The sequence below is a fragment of the uncultured Bradyrhizobium sp. genome (assembly GCF_936943645.1).
Lineage (GTDB): Bacteria > Pseudomonadota > Alphaproteobacteria > Rhizobiales > Xanthobacteraceae > Bradyrhizobium.
In genome coordinates this window covers 14,673-30,917 of the sequence record NZ_CAKZJO010000093.1, presented here as the reverse complement: position 1 = coordinate 30,917, position 16,245 = coordinate 14,673, and the positions used below count along the sequence as shown (strand labels likewise).

The 16,245-nt window shown below is 65.2% G+C and carries 17 protein-coding genes; 7 read left to right on the top strand and 10 right to left on the bottom strand.

Annotated features, from left to right (window positions below; all coding sequences use genetic code 11):
* Both Q0743_RS27690 and Q0743_RS27685 read left to right on the top strand, forming a co-directional pair.
* Positions 1-3,887: response regulator (locus Q0743_RS27690; RefSeq protein ID WP_298244642.1), on the top strand; the 3,887-nt coding region annotated here is incomplete at its 5' end.
* A 14-nt stretch (positions 3,888-3,901) separates the two neighbouring features.
* A complete protein-coding gene (locus Q0743_RS27685) occupies positions 3,902-5,392 on the top strand; it encodes an HWE histidine kinase domain-containing protein (protein WP_298244641.1) in 1,491 nt (496 codons plus the stop codon).
* Positions 5,393-5,479: 87 nt separating this feature from the next.
* Here the strand turns inward: Q0743_RS27685 and Q0743_RS27680 are convergent, their stop codons facing one another.
* The gene (locus tag Q0743_RS27680) at positions 5,480-5,695 is read right to left on the bottom strand and encodes a hypothetical protein (RefSeq protein ID WP_298244640.1); all 216 of its coding nucleotides are present in this window, start codon (positions 5,693-5,695) and stop codon (positions 5,480-5,482) included.
* A 140-nt stretch (positions 5,696-5,835) separates the two neighbouring features.
* Between Q0743_RS27680 and Q0743_RS27675 the strand changes: the two genes are divergently transcribed.
* Both Q0743_RS27675 and Q0743_RS27670 read left to right on the top strand, forming a co-directional pair.
* A complete protein-coding gene (locus Q0743_RS27675) occupies positions 5,836-6,093 on the top strand; it encodes a hypothetical protein (protein ID WP_298244639.1) in 258 nt (85 codons plus the stop codon).
* A 95-nt stretch (positions 6,094-6,188) separates the two neighbouring features.
* Entirely contained in the window at positions 6,189-6,437 is a 249-nt protein-coding gene (locus Q0743_RS27670; protein ID WP_298244638.1) for a hypothetical protein, read from the top strand.
* A 100-nt stretch (positions 6,438-6,537) separates the two neighbouring features.
* Here Q0743_RS27670 and Q0743_RS27665 read toward each other — a convergent pair whose 3' ends face one another.
* Positions 6,538-6,747, bottom strand: coding sequence for a hypothetical protein (locus Q0743_RS27665; RefSeq protein ID WP_298244637.1), 210 nt, complete (start codon positions 6,745-6,747; stop codon positions 6,538-6,540).
* 21 nt (positions 6,748-6,768) lie between these two features.
* Complete coding sequence (locus Q0743_RS27660) at positions 6,769-6,990, bottom strand: hypothetical protein (protein ID WP_298244636.1); 222 nt, start codon at positions 6,988-6,990, stop codon at positions 6,769-6,771.
* A 115-nt stretch (positions 6,991-7,105) separates the two neighbouring features.
* On the opposite strand from Q0743_RS27660, the gene Q0743_RS27655 reads away from it, so the two are divergent.
* Entirely contained in the window at positions 7,106-7,300 is a 195-nt protein-coding gene (locus Q0743_RS27655) for a DUF3072 domain-containing protein (RefSeq protein WP_100177048.1), read from the top strand.
* A gap of 87 nt (positions 7,301-7,387) precedes the next feature.
* Positions 7,388-7,678 (top strand): DUF6496 domain-containing protein, encoded by a 291-nt coding sequence (locus tag Q0743_RS27650; RefSeq protein WP_298244635.1) that lies wholly within the window; start codon positions 7,388-7,390, stop codon positions 7,676-7,678.
* Between the two features lie 12 nt (positions 7,679-7,690).
* Here Q0743_RS27650 and Q0743_RS27645 read toward each other — a convergent pair whose 3' ends face one another.
* Together Q0743_RS27645 and Q0743_RS27640 are read right to left on the bottom strand one after the other, a co-directional pair.
* On the bottom strand, positions 7,691-8,053 hold the full coding sequence (locus tag Q0743_RS27645; RefSeq protein ID WP_298244645.1) for a hypothetical protein: 363 nt from the start codon (positions 8,051-8,053) through the stop codon (positions 7,691-7,693).
* Positions 8,054-8,330: 277 nt separating this feature from the next.
* Positions 8,331-9,878 (bottom strand): Do family serine endopeptidase, encoded by a 1,548-nt coding sequence (locus Q0743_RS27640; protein ID WP_298244634.1) that lies wholly within the window; start codon positions 9,876-9,878, stop codon positions 8,331-8,333.
* 204 nt (positions 9,879-10,082) lie between these two features.
* Between Q0743_RS27640 and Q0743_RS27635 the strand changes: the two genes are divergently transcribed.
* Positions 10,083-10,919, top strand: a complete 837-nt coding sequence (locus Q0743_RS27635) for a universal stress protein (RefSeq protein WP_298244633.1) — start codon at positions 10,083-10,085, stop codon at positions 10,917-10,919.
* A 15-nt stretch (positions 10,920-10,934) separates the two neighbouring features.
* On the opposite strand, the gene Q0743_RS27630 is transcribed toward Q0743_RS27635, so the two are convergent.
* The 5 genes from Q0743_RS27630 to cbbX form a co-directional block, all read right to left on the bottom strand.
* Positions 10,935-11,147, bottom strand: coding sequence for a hypothetical protein (locus Q0743_RS27630; RefSeq protein WP_298244632.1), 213 nt, complete (start codon positions 11,145-11,147; stop codon positions 10,935-10,937).
* 185 nt (positions 11,148-11,332) lie between these two features.
* On the bottom strand, positions 11,333-13,204 hold the full coding sequence (locus Q0743_RS27625; protein ID WP_298244644.1) for an EAL domain-containing protein: 1,872 nt from the start codon (positions 13,202-13,204) through the stop codon (positions 11,333-11,335).
* 2 nt (positions 13,205-13,206) lie between these two features.
* Positions 13,207-14,358, bottom strand: coding sequence for an FIST N-terminal domain-containing protein (locus tag Q0743_RS27620; RefSeq protein WP_298244631.1), 1,152 nt, complete (start codon positions 14,356-14,358; stop codon positions 13,207-13,209).
* 203 nt (positions 14,359-14,561) lie between these two features.
* Positions 14,562-15,299 (bottom strand): ribulose-phosphate 3-epimerase, encoded by a 738-nt coding sequence (gene rpe, locus Q0743_RS27615; RefSeq protein WP_298244630.1) that lies wholly within the window; start codon positions 15,297-15,299, stop codon positions 14,562-14,564.
* Positions 15,296-16,228 carry a CbbX protein gene (gene cbbX, locus Q0743_RS27610; protein ID WP_298244629.1) on the bottom strand — a complete coding sequence of 311 codons (933 nt, stop codon included), beginning with the start codon at positions 16,226-16,228 and terminating at the stop codon, positions 15,296-15,298. The genes rpe and cbbX overlap by 4 nt, the downstream gene beginning before the upstream one ends.
* Positions 16,229-16,245: the final 17 nt, after the last annotated feature.

The following is a 16,245-nucleotide window of genomic DNA, read 5'->3' as shown; positions in this document are numbered from 1 at the left end:
CCATCAACACCATGGTGGACCAGCTCAACGCCTTCGCCGGCGAAGTGACGCGCGTCGCGCGCGAGGTCGGCACCGAAGGCAAGCTCGGCGGCCAGGCCGAAGTGTCCGGCGTTGCCGGCACCTGGAAGGACCTCACCGACAACGTCAACTTCATGGCCTCGAACCTGACGGCCCAGGTCCGCAACATCGCCGAGGTCGCAACCGCCATCGCCGGCGGCGACCTCTCCAAGAAGATCACGGTGGACGTGCGTGGCGAGATCCTTCTGCTGAAGGACACCCTCAACACCATGGTGGAGCAGCTCCGCTCCTTCGCCGCCGAAGTGACGCGCGTGGCGCGCGAGGTCGGCACCGAAGGCCGCCTCGGCGGTCAGGCCGTCGTGCCCGGCGTCGGTGGCACCTGGAAGGATCTCACCGACAACGTCAACCTGCTCGCCGCGAACCTCACCACCCAGGTCCGCAACATCGCCGAAGTCACCACCGCCGTGGCGCGCGGCGACCTGTCGCGCAAGATCACCGTCGACGTGAAGGGCGAGATCCTCGAGCTCAAGAACACCATCAACACCATGGTGGACCAGCTCAACGCCTTCGCCGGCGAAGTGACGCGCGTGGCGCGCGAAGTCGGCACCGAGGGCGAACTCGGCGGCCAGGCCCAGGTGCCCGGTGTGGCCGGCACCTGGAAGGACCTCACCGACACCGTCAACGTCATGGCGGCGAACCTCACCGAGCAGGTTCGCGGTATCGTCAAGGTGGTGACGGCGGTCGCCAACGGCGACCTCAAGCAGAACCTCACGGTGAAATCGAAGGGCGAGGTCGCGGCGCTCGCCGACACCATCAACAACATGACCGAGACGCTCGCGACCTTCGCCGACCAGGTGTCGTCGGTGGCGCGCGAGGTCGGCGTCGAAGGACGGCTGGGCGGTCAGGCCGACGTGCCCGGCGCGGCCGGCACGTGGAAGGACCTCACCGGCAACGTCAACCTGCTCGCGGCCAACCTCACCTCGCAGGTGCGCGCGATCGCGGAAGTCGCGACCGCCGTGACCAAGGGCGACCTCACCCCGTCGATCCAGGTCGATGCCCGCGGCGAGCTCGCCGAGCTCAAAGACAACATCAACACGATGATCACGAACCTCCGTCTGACGACGGACGTGAACACCGAGCAGGACTGGCTGAAGACCAACCTTGCCAAATTCACCAACATGCTCCAGGGTCAGCGCGACCTCACCACCGTCGGCCGGCTGCTGCTCACCGAGCTGTCGCCGCTGGTGAACGCCCATACCGGCGTGATCTACCAGATCGACAGCGAGGACAATCCGCAGCTTCTGCTGCTGGCCTCCTACGCCAGCGACGGCATCTACCCCTATCAGCGCGTGCTGCAGTTCGGCGACGGCCTGATCGGCCAGTGCGCGCTCGACAAGCGGCCGCGCGTGATCTCCGACATTCCATCCGACGTGGTGCCGATCAACTCGGCGCTGTTCCGCGTCGCACCGAAGAACCTCGTGGTGCTGCCGGTGCTGTTCGAGGGCCAGGTCAAGGCCGTGATCGAGCTCGCCTCGCTGGTCTCCTTCACCACCTCGCAGATGACGTTCCTGGAGCAGCTCACCGACTCCATCGGCATCGTGCTCAATTCGATCGAAGCGACGATGCAGACCGAAGGCCTGCTCAAGCAGTCCCAGCAGCTCGCCGGCGAGCTTCAGACCCAGCAGCGCGAATTGCAGCAGACCAACGACCAGCTCGAGCAGAAGGCGCAGCAGCTCGCCGAGCGCAACGTCGAGGTCGAGCGCAAGAACCAGGAGATCGAGCAGGCCCGCCGTGCGCTCGAGGAAAAGGCGACGGAGCTGGCGCTGACCTCGAAGTACAAGTCCGAATTCCTCGCCAATATGAGCCACGAGCTGCGCACGCCGCTGAACTCGATCCTGATCCTGGGACAGCAGCTCACCGACAATCCGGACGGCAACCTCTCCGCCAAGCAGGTCGAGTTCGCCCGCACCATCCACGGCGCCGGCACGGATCTGCTCAACCTCATCAGCGACATTCTGGATCTGTCCAAGATCGAGTCCGGCACGGTGACGGTCGACGCCGAGGAGATCCTGACCGCGAATCTGCTCGAGACCGTGGGGCGGCCGTTCCGGCACGAGGCGGACAACCGCGACCTGTCGTTCAAGATCGACATCGATCCGAACCTGCCACGCAGCATCGTCACCGACTCCAAGCGGCTACAGCAGGTCCTGAAGAACCTGCTCTCCAACGCCTTCAAGTTCACCGCCGAAGGCGAGGTGCGCCTCAAGGTCACGGGCGCAGTCGGCGGCTGGGGAACGGATCACCCGGTGCTGAACTCCGCGCCTGCCGTGATCGCATTCGAAGTGTCCGACACCGGCATCGGCATCCCCCTGGAGAAACAGAAGCTGATCTTCGAGGCGTTCCAGCAGGCGGACGCCGGCACCAGCCGCAAATATGGCGGCACCGGCCTTGGACTTGCGATCAGCCGCGAGCTGGCGAGCCTGCTCGGCGGCGAGATCCATCTGCGCAGCGCGCCGGGCAAGGGATCGTCCTTCACGCTCTATCTGCCGCTGAAATATTCCGGCCCGACGCTCGCACCGCGGGCTGCGCCGGCACCGCAGCTCCACGGGCAGCCGCCGGCGCTGCAGCCCGCCGCGCCCGAGCAGCAGCGCGTCATCGAGCAGCTTCCCGACGACCGGCTCAACCTCGACCCAGGCGACAGCATCCTCCTGATCGTCGAGGACGATCCGCATTATGCACGCATTCTGGTCGATCTCGCCCGTGACAAGGGCTTCAAGGTGCTGGTTGCCGCCCGCGGCGCCGAGGCGCTGGAGCTCGCCAAGCAATACCAGCCGCGCGCCGTCTCGCTCGACGTATTCCTGCCCGACATGCTCGGCTGGACGGTGCTGAGCCAGCTCAAGCACAATCCGCTGACCCGCCACATCCCGGTGCAGATCATCACGCTCGACGAGGACCGCCAGCACGCGCTGGCGCGCGGCGCGTTCTCCTTCGTCAACAAGCCGACGACGACCGAAGGCGTTTCGGCTGCGCTGACCCAGATCAAGGAATATGCAAGGCCGCGGCGCAAGCGGCTCCTGATCGTCGAGGACAACGAGGCCGAGCAGCTCTCGATCCGCGAACTGCTGCATCACGACGACATCGAGATCGTCACGACCGACACCGGCGCCGGTGCGCTTGAGACACTGCGCGAGGCGCCCTGCGACTGCGTGGTGCTCGACCTCCGCCTGCCCGACATGAGCGGTTTCGAGGTGCTGGACCAGATTCGCAACGACGAGGCGCTGTCGAACGTTCCGGTCGTCGTCTTCACCGGCCGCGAGCTTTCGGCGGAGGAGGACGCGGAACTCCACACCATGGCCCGCAGCATCGTCGTGAAGGGTGTGGAATCGCCGGAACGGCTGCTCGACGAGACCGCGCTGTTCCTGCACCGCGTCATCACGGAACTTCCGCTCGAGAAGCAGCGCATGCTGGAGAAGCTGAACAGTTCCGACGAGGATCTGATCGGCAAGACCGCGCTGCTCGTCGACGACGACGCCCGCAACATTTTCGCGCTGTCGAGCGTGCTGGAACGGCGCGGCATGAAGGTGCTGACGGCGACGACCGGCAGCGAGGCCGTGACCCTGGTCGAATCCAACCCGGAGATCGCCATCGTGCTGATGGACATCATGATGCCGCAGATGGATGGCTATCAGACCATCGGCGTCATTCGCGAAAATCCGGCCTTCGCCCGCCTGCCGATCATCGCACTGACCGCCAAGGCGATGAAGGGCGACCGCGAAAAGTGCCTGGAGGCCGGCGCGTCCGACTATCTCGCCAAACCCGTCAACACCGATCAATTGCTGCTTGCGATCCGCATGTGGCTGCACCGCTGAGTTTGGATCCGCGAATGGACCACGAAAAGGTCAACATCCTCCTCGTCGACGACCAGCCGGCCAAGCTGCTCGCCTACGAGGTGATATTGAAGGATCTCGACGAGAACCTCGTGATCGCCTCGTCGGGGCGCGAGGCGCTGGAGGTGCTGCTCAAGACCGAGATCGCGGTGATCCTGGTCGACGTCTGCATGCCCGAGCTCGACGGCTTCGAGCTCGCCGCGATGATCCGCGAGCATCCGCGCTTCCAGAAGACTGCGATGATCTTCATCTCCGCCATTCAGGTCAGCGACATCGACCGGTTGCGCGGCTACGAGATGGGCGCGGTCGACTACGTGCCGGTTCCGGTCGTGCCGGAGGTGCTGCGTGCCAAGATCAAGGTGTTCTCCGAACTCTACCGCAAGACCCGCGAGCTCGAGCGGCTGAACCAGGAGCTCGAGGATCGCGTCCGCGCGCGCACGGCGGAACTGGAAAACTCCACCGCGAAGCTGCGCGAGAGCGAGCAACGGCGCAGCATGGCGATCGCCGCCGGCAAGATGGGCTCCTGGGACTGGGACTGGATCAGCGGCGACTGGATGTGGGACGAGGGGCAGTATCGCATCTTTGGCGTCAGCCCCGAGAGCTTCGAGGTCAACCCGCCCAACGTTCAGGCGCTGCTGCATCCCGATGACGTCGATCAGTTGCGCAAGGCGATTGCCGAGTTCAACAAGGGCACGCGGGCCTACGAGACCGAATTCCGCATCATTCGGCCCGACGGAGAGGTGCGCTGGTGCGTCGGCACGGCGGCGGCGACGGTGGACGATAACAGTCGCGTCGTGCGCGTGAGCGGCGTCACCGTGGACATCACCGAACGCAAGCGCGCCGAGGAACGGCAGAATCTGCTGGCGCGGGAAGTCGACCATCGTGCCAAGAATGCCCTGGCGCTGGCGCAGTCAATCGTGCGCCTCACCCGTGCCGACGAGGTCAAGGCCTATGTCAACGCCGTCGAGGGCCGCATCAATGCGCTCGCGCGCGTGCACACCATCCTGTCGCTGTCGAGCTGGCAGGGCGCCGAGCTCTCCAGGCTGATCGACGAGGAGCTTGCACCCTACTCGCTCGGCGGCCAGATCATGTTGGCGGGGCCCGAGGTCCAGCTGCTGCCGGCCACGGCCCAGACCTTGGCGCTCGCGCTGCACGAGCTGTTCACCAACTCGGCCAAGTACGGCGCGCTCTCGACCCGGTCGGGACGGCTCGCGATCGGCTGGCAGGTCGAGGATCAATTGCTGACGTTGAACTGGGAAGAATCCGGAGGTCCGCTCGTCATGACCCCGAAGTCCCGCGGCTTCGGCACGCGGAGCCTGCTTGCCAGCGTCGAGTCCCAGCTTGGCGGACAGGCGCAGTTCGATTGGCGGGCCGAAGGCCTGTTGTGCCGTCTGGAAGTGCCGTTGGTGCGCAAGACGGCGGCGACGAACGCATCCGGCAAATTCGAGGATGCCAGCTCCGCGGAATTGCAGCGCGCGTCGGGTTAGACGTTTACGAGCGAACGGTCGCGTCGAGACAGCGCAGCACGAGGCGAAGCGAGGTGTGCCTTCCGGCGGGACCGGAAGGCAAAAAGCTTAGCCGGACGCCATCATCCGTTGCGCCGTCCGCGGTTCGCGTGCGACCCGGCCTTCGAGCCAAGCCTCCGTGCAGGCGAGATCGCGCAGTGCCCTGGCGTAGCGGCGAGCCGCGCTTCGCTCCGCGCCGCGCGGCAGCTTGCGCGCCTTGCGCAGAATGTCGGCGGCCGCGTTGCGGTAGGCCAGCGAACGGTAAAGAAAGACAACCTTACCCATAGCAAGTGTTCCCGTTTTAACGTGACCATCCTCGCAAGCCCGGCATGAACGTCCGATGAAGCCGGAGATGACAATTCCTTCATTCAATTGGAACCAGGGAATCTCGCCCGCGTTGCATGCCAAATCGGGAGGCAGTTCCCATGCCCGCGAAAAAGTCGACGGACCTGCTCTCAGCGGGCGGGCTCATCAAGCTGGTGACGCACGCCATGATGGGCGCAGCCCTTGGCCTCGCCTTTAGTCTCGCACTGATCCTGTGCAACCCCGCGGTCGCCAGCCTGCTCGGTCACGGCGGAAGCCAGGCCGCGGCCGTCTTCGCGCTCACGCTGGTCACGACATTCGCGATCGGCGCGACACTCACCGGCGTGGTGTTCATCCTCGTCGAGGACAAGCAATCTTGATAAGGGTGTGAGGCGCGAACACGCGCCTTGTTCGGAACTCCCGCGGCAAATCGCGGTTGGCTGCCTGCGTCAATTTAACTCAGGGAGTTCCCCGCATGACAACGACCAAGCTCGTTCTCACCGCAATGGTGGCCGCCGGTCTCGCCGCCGCGCCGCTCGCCGCGCAGGCCAAGTCGCACAAGGCGAAACATGGTTCTTCGATGTCGTCGTCGCAGACCACGGGCGCCAACACCAAATCGTCCAAGGGCGCAGATCCCTCCGGCCAGGGCGGCTCGGGCCCCGGTTCAGACCAGGGCGGCACCATGACCAACCAGTCCAGCAAGGGCATGAGCAACACCAAGTGAGCTCACGCCACCTGACATCAAAGGCCCCGCGGCAACGCAGGGGCCTTTTTTGTTGCGTGATCGTTCGGCTCGCGCGGCATTGATGGGCGCCGGCGTCAACTCATTGCGGTCGGCGCGTTCCGAGGCTGAGCCCGCGGCTTGCAGAGTCCGTCTTCACGAGTTGCTCGAGCTGCGCCCGCTTGCGTCCGATCAGAAGCTGGGCCGCGGCATCATCGAGACCCGCGCGCTGCAATTGCCGGATGGCAGAGCCGAGTTCGAGAATCTCGGCGCGTAACCTCAGGATCCGGTAAGCGTCCGGGTCTTCCTCCACGACGCCATCTCCCTCGAAGCTTCAGCGCCGCGAGATCCCGCGCCCGGACGTGCCGACGGGCTTCACAAGACGAAGGCGGGCGCGATGGCGAACGTCAGGCAGGACGTCGCCGCCACCGGCCGTCTTCCATTCGCCGATGAGCAGATTGAGCTTCCGGCGCAGATCCATCTGCGCCATCGCTTGACGGGTGCAATCGCGATCGCCGTTGATGCAAGCACGCACGGCCGCCTCGACCTCGGCCATTTCCAGCCTCAAGGTACTGATTTTACGCCGAATTTCATTAATTCTGTTGTCCATGGCTTGTTAGAACAAAATAAGAACATATAGTCAAGCCAGGATTTCGGGATGGAGATGTCAAATGCAGGTTCAAGGCCAATTCAATGCCAGGGTCTTTCTCGCCGAGCAGATGACCCGGGCGCAGGGGCTGAAGCTGAAACGGCTGAGTGAAGAGGCCTATCAGCCCGCACAATATGCGCGCGATCTGTCCTTCACCGAGGCTGCACGGCGCATCCAGGTGCTGGAAGCGGAGATCGAGCTGGCGAATTCCTTCTAGGCCGCAGCATGCGCCCGGAATGTCGGGTGCGCGCTTTCGGAACGATGCCCGCGTCGAATGGTTCTCCCCGGCCAAGGGAGAACATGCATGGCACGCAAGGCAAAGAAGCGCCGCTACTCACGCAGCTCCGGCAGCGATGTCGAAAGCGAGATGCGGCGTTACAAGAAGGGCACGGCGAAGAGCGGTCGCAAAGGCCGCGGCGGACGCGTGAAGAGTCGCAAACAGGCGATCGCGATCGGACTGTCGAAGGCGCGCAAGAAGGGCAAGAAGGTCCCCAAGAAGACTGCGAAGAAGGCGACGAAGAAGAAGGCGTCCAAGAAGAGGACGGCCAGGAAGACAGCCAGGAAATCGTCGAAGCGCAAAACCGGCAAGCGTTGACGCCGACTGATCTCAGATCATGCTGCCCGGCATGAAGCAGCGGATCGAAACCCCGAACGCGGTCTTCACCGGCCACACCATGGTGCGGCCGGCGCGGTTGGGCTCGGTGATGACGGCTTCATCAGGCACTTCGACCCACTCCCCGTCGAGGCGCACGCGGTAATGACCGTTGTGCGAATCCCAGTCGGGATCGGCGACGGCAAAGCCATCGGCATCCGAGCAGCATGGCCCGAGATGGCTGCGCAGGCTGTCGAACCAAGGCTTGAGCGGCGAGTCCGCGTAGCGGCCGTCGTCACGGCCAAGCGCGCTGCCGCCCCAGAGCACGAATGGCGCCGCGAGCAGCGCCCCCCTCAGCGAGAGCTTCAATCGATCCATGTCGGCACCGATCAAATCCGAACCACCGGCCAGTTCCACGAAGCGGCCGCTGGTTCGAAGTTCCACGCTTGCAACCCAGTCCTTCGCGGCGTCGTTGCCGCAGCAGAGTTGCACGATGCGGAATGTGAGGGGCGAACACGGCTTTTTCGTATGAACCGGGTCACCATCGCTGCCGTTAACGAGAATGTTATCGCCCCCCCCCGCGCAAGTCCTGAAGGCGAAAGGAAAGGGCGACCCGAGGGCCGCCCTTTTGGATGGGTGGGAATGGTCGTTCGCCTTATGCGAGCGGCACCGCGACGAACCGCGTCGCCTCAGCGCTTCTGACCTGCAACAGCACGCTGCGCTTGCCGGACGATTTGGCCTGCGCCAGCTCCGAACGGACATCGCCGACATTGGCGACGGCCTTGCCGCCGACATTGAGGATGACATCGCCGGTCTGGATGCCGTGCTGCGCCGCCGGCCCTTGCGGATCGACTTCGGTGACCACGACGCCCTTCTGACCGGCGCCCTGGACTTCACCGGCCGGCGCCAGGCCGAGCCCGAGGCGCGGTGTGCCGGCGCCCGGCTGCTCCCTGCCCTCGTCGGCGCCGCCGTTTGCCTTGGCCTGCCGCTCATTCGGCAACTCGCCGAGTGCGAGCGTCAGCGTCTTGGTCCCGCCGTTGCGGAAGACGTCGAGCTTGACCGAGCTGCCGGGGGCGAGCGTAGCGATGGTGCGCGCGAGATCGCGGGAGTCCTTGACCGGAGTGCCGTTGACGGCGGTGATGACGTCACCGGCCACGATGCCTGCTTTCGCCGCCGGGCTCCCGTCCTGCGGATTGTCGACGATGGCACCGCGCGCCTCCTTCAGGCCGAGGCTGTCGGCGATGTCCGACGTCACCGGCTGCACCCGCACGCCGAGCCAGCCGCGGGTCACCGCGCCCTTGTCCTTCAGCTGCGCCACGACAAGCTTTGCGGTCGAAGCCGGAATGTCGAAGCCGATGCCGACCGAGCCGCCGGAGGGCGAGAAGATCGCCGTGTTCACGCCTATCACGTTGCCGCTCATGTCGAAGGCCGGACCGCCGGAATTGCCCTTGTTGATGGGCGCGTCGATCTGGATGAAATCGTCATACGGACCGTTGCCGATGTCGCGGCCGCTGGCCGAGACGATGCCGGCCGTCACGGTGCCGCCGAGACCGAAGGGGTTGCCGACCGCGACTACCCAGTCGCCGATGCGCGGCTTCTGATCGGAGAACTTGACGAACGGGAAGTCCGTCTTGCCGTCGACCTTGATCAGCGCGAGATCGGTCTTCGGATCGGTGCCGACAACCTTCGCGGTGTAGGTCTTGCCGTCATCCATCGTCACCTGCACCGACGCGGCGTGGTCGACGACGTGGTTGTTGGTTACGGCATAGCCGTCGGCCGAGATGAAGAAGCCGGAGCCTTCGCCCGTGATCATCTGATGGCGCTGGCGCGGCATGCCGTTCGGACCGCCCGGAAAGCGGAAGCCGAACTGCCGCGAGAACTGGTCGAACGGCGTCTGCTCGTCCTGGTCCATCCGGTTCTGTTGCAGCATGGCGCTCTGGTCGTTGTCCTGGTCGATCCTGACGCGCACCGAGATGACGGCGGGCTTGACCTTGCTGACGAGGTCACCAAAGCCCGGCGGGGTCGCGGCGGATTCCGCGGCCTGGGCCGGTGCGATGAAGGAACCCGGAGCGAACTTCGAAGAGCCGGGAGAGGCCGCCAGCACGGCCACGCCGAGCGCGGCCACGGTGCCGAGCAGCGCGAGCCGGCGCGGCCTCAAGATCTTGCGGGACGTCGGGGTGTCGGAATTGGCGCGATCGTTCATGTCGAAATGTCCATGTTGGAAGGTGTCGCCTTGCCTCCAACATGGACATCGTCACCTTACGATGTCCCGTCCATCCGATTAAATCTTGGCAAAGAACCTTGGCAGGACCGCCGGCGGCGAGGTCGGCCCTCGCATTTGATGCAGCTCAACGCGGGTCCCTCCGGCAGTGGAAAACTGCCCCCGGATTTTCATCGGAGGCGCCCCATGTACAAAGACATTCTCGTCCACATCCCAACCGAACGCCCCATGCGTCCGGCAATCGATGGCTCGGTTTCGCTCGCGGCACAGTTCAACGCCCATCTCGACGCCGTTGCGGTCGGCTATGTCGCGACCAGTGCAGCCTACGTGATGGAGGGCGGCGCTGCGGTCGCCGCCGTGTTCGAGCTCGAACGCGAGCGCGCCGTGGAGCGGGCCGAAGCCGCGCTTTCCGTGTTCGAGATCGAAGCGGCGAACGCCGGCATCGCCTACGCCTGCCGCCCGCTCGGCGCGATCCCGGCGGATGCAGCCGGCTCGCTCGGCGAGATGGCACGACTGCACGACCTCAGCGTCGTGCTTCAGCCCGAGCCGGCGCACGGCTCGTTCGACAACGACGTGCCGGGCGAGATCCTGTTCCAGGCAGGTGGCCCGGTGCTGTTCCTGCCCTATACCTTCCACGGCGCGTTCAATCCGGGACGGATCGGCATCTGCTGGGACGGCAGCCGTGTCGCGGCCCGCGCCGTGCACGACGCCGCTCCATTCCTGGCGCGCGCCGATGAGGTCGTGATCATCACCGTCAACGAAGCCAAGGCGGTTTCGGACGAGGCTTCAGCGAACCATCTCGCAAGGCATCTCGGGCGGCGCGGAATCTCGACCCGCACGATCAGCCTGTCGGCGACGCGCGCCGACATCCAGCCGACCATCCTGTCGCTGGCGGCCGATGAGGCCCTCGATCTGCTGGTGATGGGCGGCTACGGCCATTCGCGCTTGCAGGAGCGCGTTCTCGGCGGCGTCACCCGCGCCATGCTGGAAGCCATGACGGTGCCGACGCTGATGTCGCATTGAGACGACCGGGAACCGTTACGCCGCGACCGGGGTCTCCCAGGTCGCGGGCGGCTCGGCGGCCTCGTCGTGCTTCACGTTGCACGCGTCGAAATGCGCCTTGAGCGCGACCTCGGCAAGATATTCGAAATGCTCGGCCTGGCCGAGCAGTTGCCAGTTCTGGAGCGGCCGGTAGGCCGCCTGCTGACGACAGAGGGACGCCAGCGCCCGGTAGCGACGTACGTTCTCCATGAGACCCTCCCTCGCACTCGCGAAGCTTATTACTCCAATTTACGTCAGGCCGATGGCGATTGTGCAAAAGATTTGCTGCGCTCACCCGCGCCCCTGGCCTCGCCTTGTTGTTAGGAAATATATCTCCGGCCCAAGGTTCCAAACGGGCGCCGACTGACGTCCGGAACGCCCCACCGACCGAGCGGCTAGGCGTAGAGCCGGCGCTCCACGGTCACCCCGACCAGGTCGAGATAGCGTTCGATCAGGTCGGGCCGGCCGACCAGATAGCCCTGTATCTCCTCGCAGGCCTCGCGCGCCAGGAAAGCGCGTTGCGCTTCCGTCTCCACCCCTTCGGCAATGACCGGGATATGCAGGGCGTGCGCGAGGCTCAGAACCGCACGGACGATCTCGGCCGATTGCGGCGTCGCCTCGAGATTGGAGATGAAACCCCGATCGATCTTGATCTTGTCGAACGGGAACGACTGGAGATAGGACAGCGAGGAATAGCCGGTGCCGAAATCGTCCATCGCGATGCGGACGCCGAGCGCCTTCAGCCGGCGCAGCAGATTGAGTGCCCGGTTGAAGTCGCCGATCAGAACGCCCTCGGTGATCTCGACCTCGAGCCGCGTCGGCGTCAGCCCCGTCTCCAGCAGGATCTGGTGGATCGAACGTTCGAGATCGCCGGCCTGGAACTGGACCGGCGACAAATTGACGGCGACCTGCAACGGCCGCGACCAGGAGGCCGCCTCGCGGCACGCTTCGCGCAAGACCCATTCGCCGATCTCGACGATCAGCCCGTTCTCCTCGGCCAGCGGAATGAACTGATCCGGCGGCACGAAGCCCCGCGTCGGATGATTCCAGCGCAGCAGCGCCTCGAAGCCGATGACCTCGCCATCCACCCGGGCCTGCGGCTGGAAGTAGACCAGGAACTGGTTCAGCTCCAGCGCCTGCCGCAGATCGTGCTGCAACAGCCTGCGGTCGCGCAGCTCCTGATCCATCTCGGATTCGAAAAAGCGGACCCGCCCCCTGCCCTCGCGCTTGGCACGATAGAGCGCCGAATCGGCGTTGGCGAGCAGCGTGGCGGCGTTCACGCCGTCATCCGGATAGAACGCGATGCCGACGCTGAGGCCGACATGGGGCAGATAATCGTCGACCTCGAGTTCCGTGCCGATGGTCTCGACCAGCCGTTCGGCGAGGCCGAGAACGTCCTCGCGGCTGATGTCGTCCGGCATCAGGATCATGAACTCGTCGCCGCCGATACGGGCCACGAAGGCACCGTCGGCTTCCGCGGCGAGCCGGTCCGCCGCCGCCCGCATCAGCATGTCGCCGACGGGGTGACCGAACACGTCGTTGACCTCCTTGAAGCGGTCGAGATCGAGGCTGAGCACGGCAAAACTGGTCGCCGCCTCCTGCGCCTGCTCCAACCGCTCGCCGAGCGCGGCGTTGAAGGCGCTGCGGTTCGGCAGGTCGGTCAACGCATCATGATGCGCAAGATGGCTGATCCGCGCCTCATTCCTGATCCTCTCGGTGACGTCCTCGATCACGCCGACCAGATATTGCGGCGCGCCGCCGCCGTCCCTGATCAGCAGCTTGCGCGAATTGACCAGACGATCGCGGCCCTTGACGCCGACTTCGAGCAGATGCCCCTCGAGGAACATCGGCGTGCCGCTGTCGACGACACGGCGATCCTGCTCGTTGACGACGCGGGCGATCTTGTCCGGAAAGATCTGTTCCGGAGTCTTGCCCAGCATCTCCTCGCGCGGCATTCCGTAATATTCTTCGCCGGCGCGATTGAGCAGGATGTAGCGGGAGTCCTTCGCATCCTTGGCGAACACCGCGATCGGAATATTCTCGATGATGCTGTCGAGGAATTCGCGCGCCCGCCCCAGATCCTGTTCGGCGCGCTTATGCGTCTGTTCGAGTTCCTCGATCATCAGCTTGATCGCACGGTCGGTGCGGCGGCGATCGCAATCGCTCTCCTCATAGGCCGCGCTGACGAGCTCGCCGAGCTTGGTCAGGTCGACCTTGCCGGATTCGTCCGTCGACTGGCGGATTTGCCTGGCGAGTAGCCGATGCATGGTCACGCCGCCGCCTCCGCGATGACCGTGACGGTCATGGTCTGGTTATGCAGTTCGCAGCGGCCGGATGCGGCCGGCGGGGCGATCTCGCCGTAGGAGTAGAATCCGATCCGGACGACATCATCGCCGAGTTCGGCGGCAACGGCGTCCAGCTCGTCCTGGGTGCGCTGCCCCATCACCCTGCGGCGGCCGGTGCAGCTCACCAGGATCGCAAGCTTGTCCCCGGCAATCTCGTCCGCGAGTGCGCTGCGCGCCTGCCGGCCGGCCTCGCCGGCACCTGCGGCGAGACTGTCGAAATTGGCGCGCATCAACTGCGCGGTGCATCCTTCCGGAATGTCCGCCGCGAACGTCAACGTGCGGGCGTTGCGGTCCACCGCGAACACCGAGCGCACGATCTGCCGGCTAGGCTCGGCCTCGTCGTGGATGCGCAAGGGGAACGCGAGGCCCGAACCCGGCATGGCCGCGGCCTCCTCCTCGCCGAGATAGCGGGTATAGAGATCCAGCGGCGGCTCACCGTCGAGCTCCACGACCACGGATCCTTGCGCCTTCGTCACCTTGCGGCGCGGCCCGAACACGTCCCAGCCGCCGGCGCAGCCATGCGCGAAGCGGAACGAGGCACCGTAGAATGCGATCGCTGCGACGCGGTTCGGCGACGGCTCCGCGTCGGCGCCGACGATCGTTTGTGCAAATTGAGAACCGTCGCCGGCGAGTCCGCCGGTGACGGGCAGATCCGGTCCGAGAACCTCGGTGATTCCGGCAAGCAGTTCGCCGCCGTTCACCGCCAGTCCGTCCGACAGGACGAACAGGCCGGCCAGATCCGATGACAGCGCCTGGCGGGCAAGACGCGCGCCGCAGGCGCGCGACGCATCGCGGCTCTCGACGACCTCCTGCACCAGCCGTACCTGCGTATGGGCGAAGCGCACGGCGACCGCGACGATCTCGTCATCGCAGATGTCGTCGCCATGGATCTGCCCACCGGTGCTGCAGCCGACGACATGGCTGTCGGGATGAAGTCCGCGAAGCTCGCGATAGCGATCGCCGTCCGCGAGTTGCTCACGGCTGCCGAAATAGAGCACGAGTTGGGGTGGCTCGCGCAGCGCCTCCGCTCCGCGCCAGCCATGGGCAGCATTCCAGTGAAGATATCGAATGTGCATCCCACGCCCTCTGCAGCTCTTGAACCACAGATTGTGGAGCGGCGCATTGCGTCGCCGTTAATCGGGCGCTTACTTCGACACCGTTGGTTACCCCGGCATGAAGGGGATCGCCGACTCGTGTCAAATTCCCCGTAGGATCCCGGGAAAACTTATCGCCGAGGCACTCGATACCTCAGCGCGCGCTTGGCGAAGTCATCCGTAGTCTACCGGGTGCGCGCGCTTTCGCTAAGGCGCATCGGCTGCACAGCATCCTCTCGCAGAGTCGGACCCCGTCCCGTCGCGGCAGCGATGCGAATGGCTTCGATGTTTGCGGCATAGTCGGCAGCGCTCTTGCCGCGGAATACCGCGGAACCCGCCACCAGCGTATCGGCGCCGGCCGCTGCCACCGCCGCGGCATTGTCGCGCGTGATGCCGCCGTCGACCTCGAGCCTGATCGGCCGGTCGCCGATCATGGCTTTGATACGTTCGATCTTCGGAAGCTGGGATTCGAGGAACGACTGACCGCCAAATCCTGGATTGACCGTCATCACCAGCACGAGATCGATGCGATCGAGGATATACTCGATCGCGCTCTCGGGAGTGGCGGGACACAGGCTGACACCGGCCCTCTTGCCGAGCGCACGGATGGCCTGGAGCGAACGGTCGAGATGAGCGCCGGCTTCGGCGTGAACGGTGATGAAATCGGCCCCCGCCTTCGCGAACGCTTCGAGATAGCGATCGACAGGCGCGATCATGAGATGCACGTCGAAGATCTTCTTCGTCGTCGGCCGGATTGCCTTGATGACATCTGCGCCGAAGCTGATGTTCGGCACGAAATGTCCATCCATGACGTCACAATGGATCCAGTCGGCGCCGGCCGCGTCGATTGCCGCGATCTGCTCGCCGAGGCGCGCGAAATCCGCGGCCAGGATCGAGGGAGCGATGACGATCTCTCGTGTCATGGCTTTGCACTCCGCGCTTCAGTGCCGCCGCTGAAGACGCGGCTCGCCAGCACGTCCATGGGATCGATGGTTTCGAGATCGGCGACATCGAGCATGCGGTCGAGATCGGACACCAGGCGATCTGCCTGCCGCAAGCGGATGCGGTCGACCGCGTTGCGGATCGAACGTGCATTGGAGAAGAACGGCTGGGTCCGGCGCAGCGCGATGTATTTCTCGAAGGCCTCGCGCGCCGACGTCGAGAAGCGATAGCCCCGTTCCTTCAGCATCAGCTCGGCGATGACGAGCAGCTCCTCTTCCGCATAGTCCGGGAATTCGATGTGGTGGGCGATGCGCGAGCGGAAGCCGGGATTGGAGGCGAAGAAGCTCGTCATGCGCTCGCCATAGCCGGCGAGGATCACGACGAGATCCTCGCGCTGGTTCTCCATCACCTGAAGCAGGATCTCGATCGCCTCCTGGCCGTAGTCCCGCTCGTTGTCGGGCCGATGCAGGTAATAGGCCTCGTCGATGAACAGCACGCCGCCCATCGCCTTCTTCAGGATCTCTTTCGTCTTCGGCGCGGTGTGACCGATATACTGACCGACGAGATCGTCGCGCGTCACCGAGGTCACCTGCCCGCGCCGCACGAAGCCGAGGCCGTGCAGGATCTTGGCCATGCGCAGTGCGACCGTGGTCTTTCCGGTACCGGGATTGCCGGTGAACGACATGTGCAGCGTCGGCGGTGCGGAAGCGAGGCCCGCGCGCTGCCGGATACGTTCGATCAGCAGCAGCGAGGCGATCTGGCGCACGCGGCTCTTCACCGGCCTCAACCCGACCAGCTCCTGCTCGAGCTGCTGCAGCGTGTCGGTGATCCCGGCCGCTTCAGCCTCCTTGCGGAGGTCGAATTGGGTCTCGTTGGGCTCAGTCGTGGTGGCGTGGGGCACATCGAGCATCGGGACCTCGGAAAAAA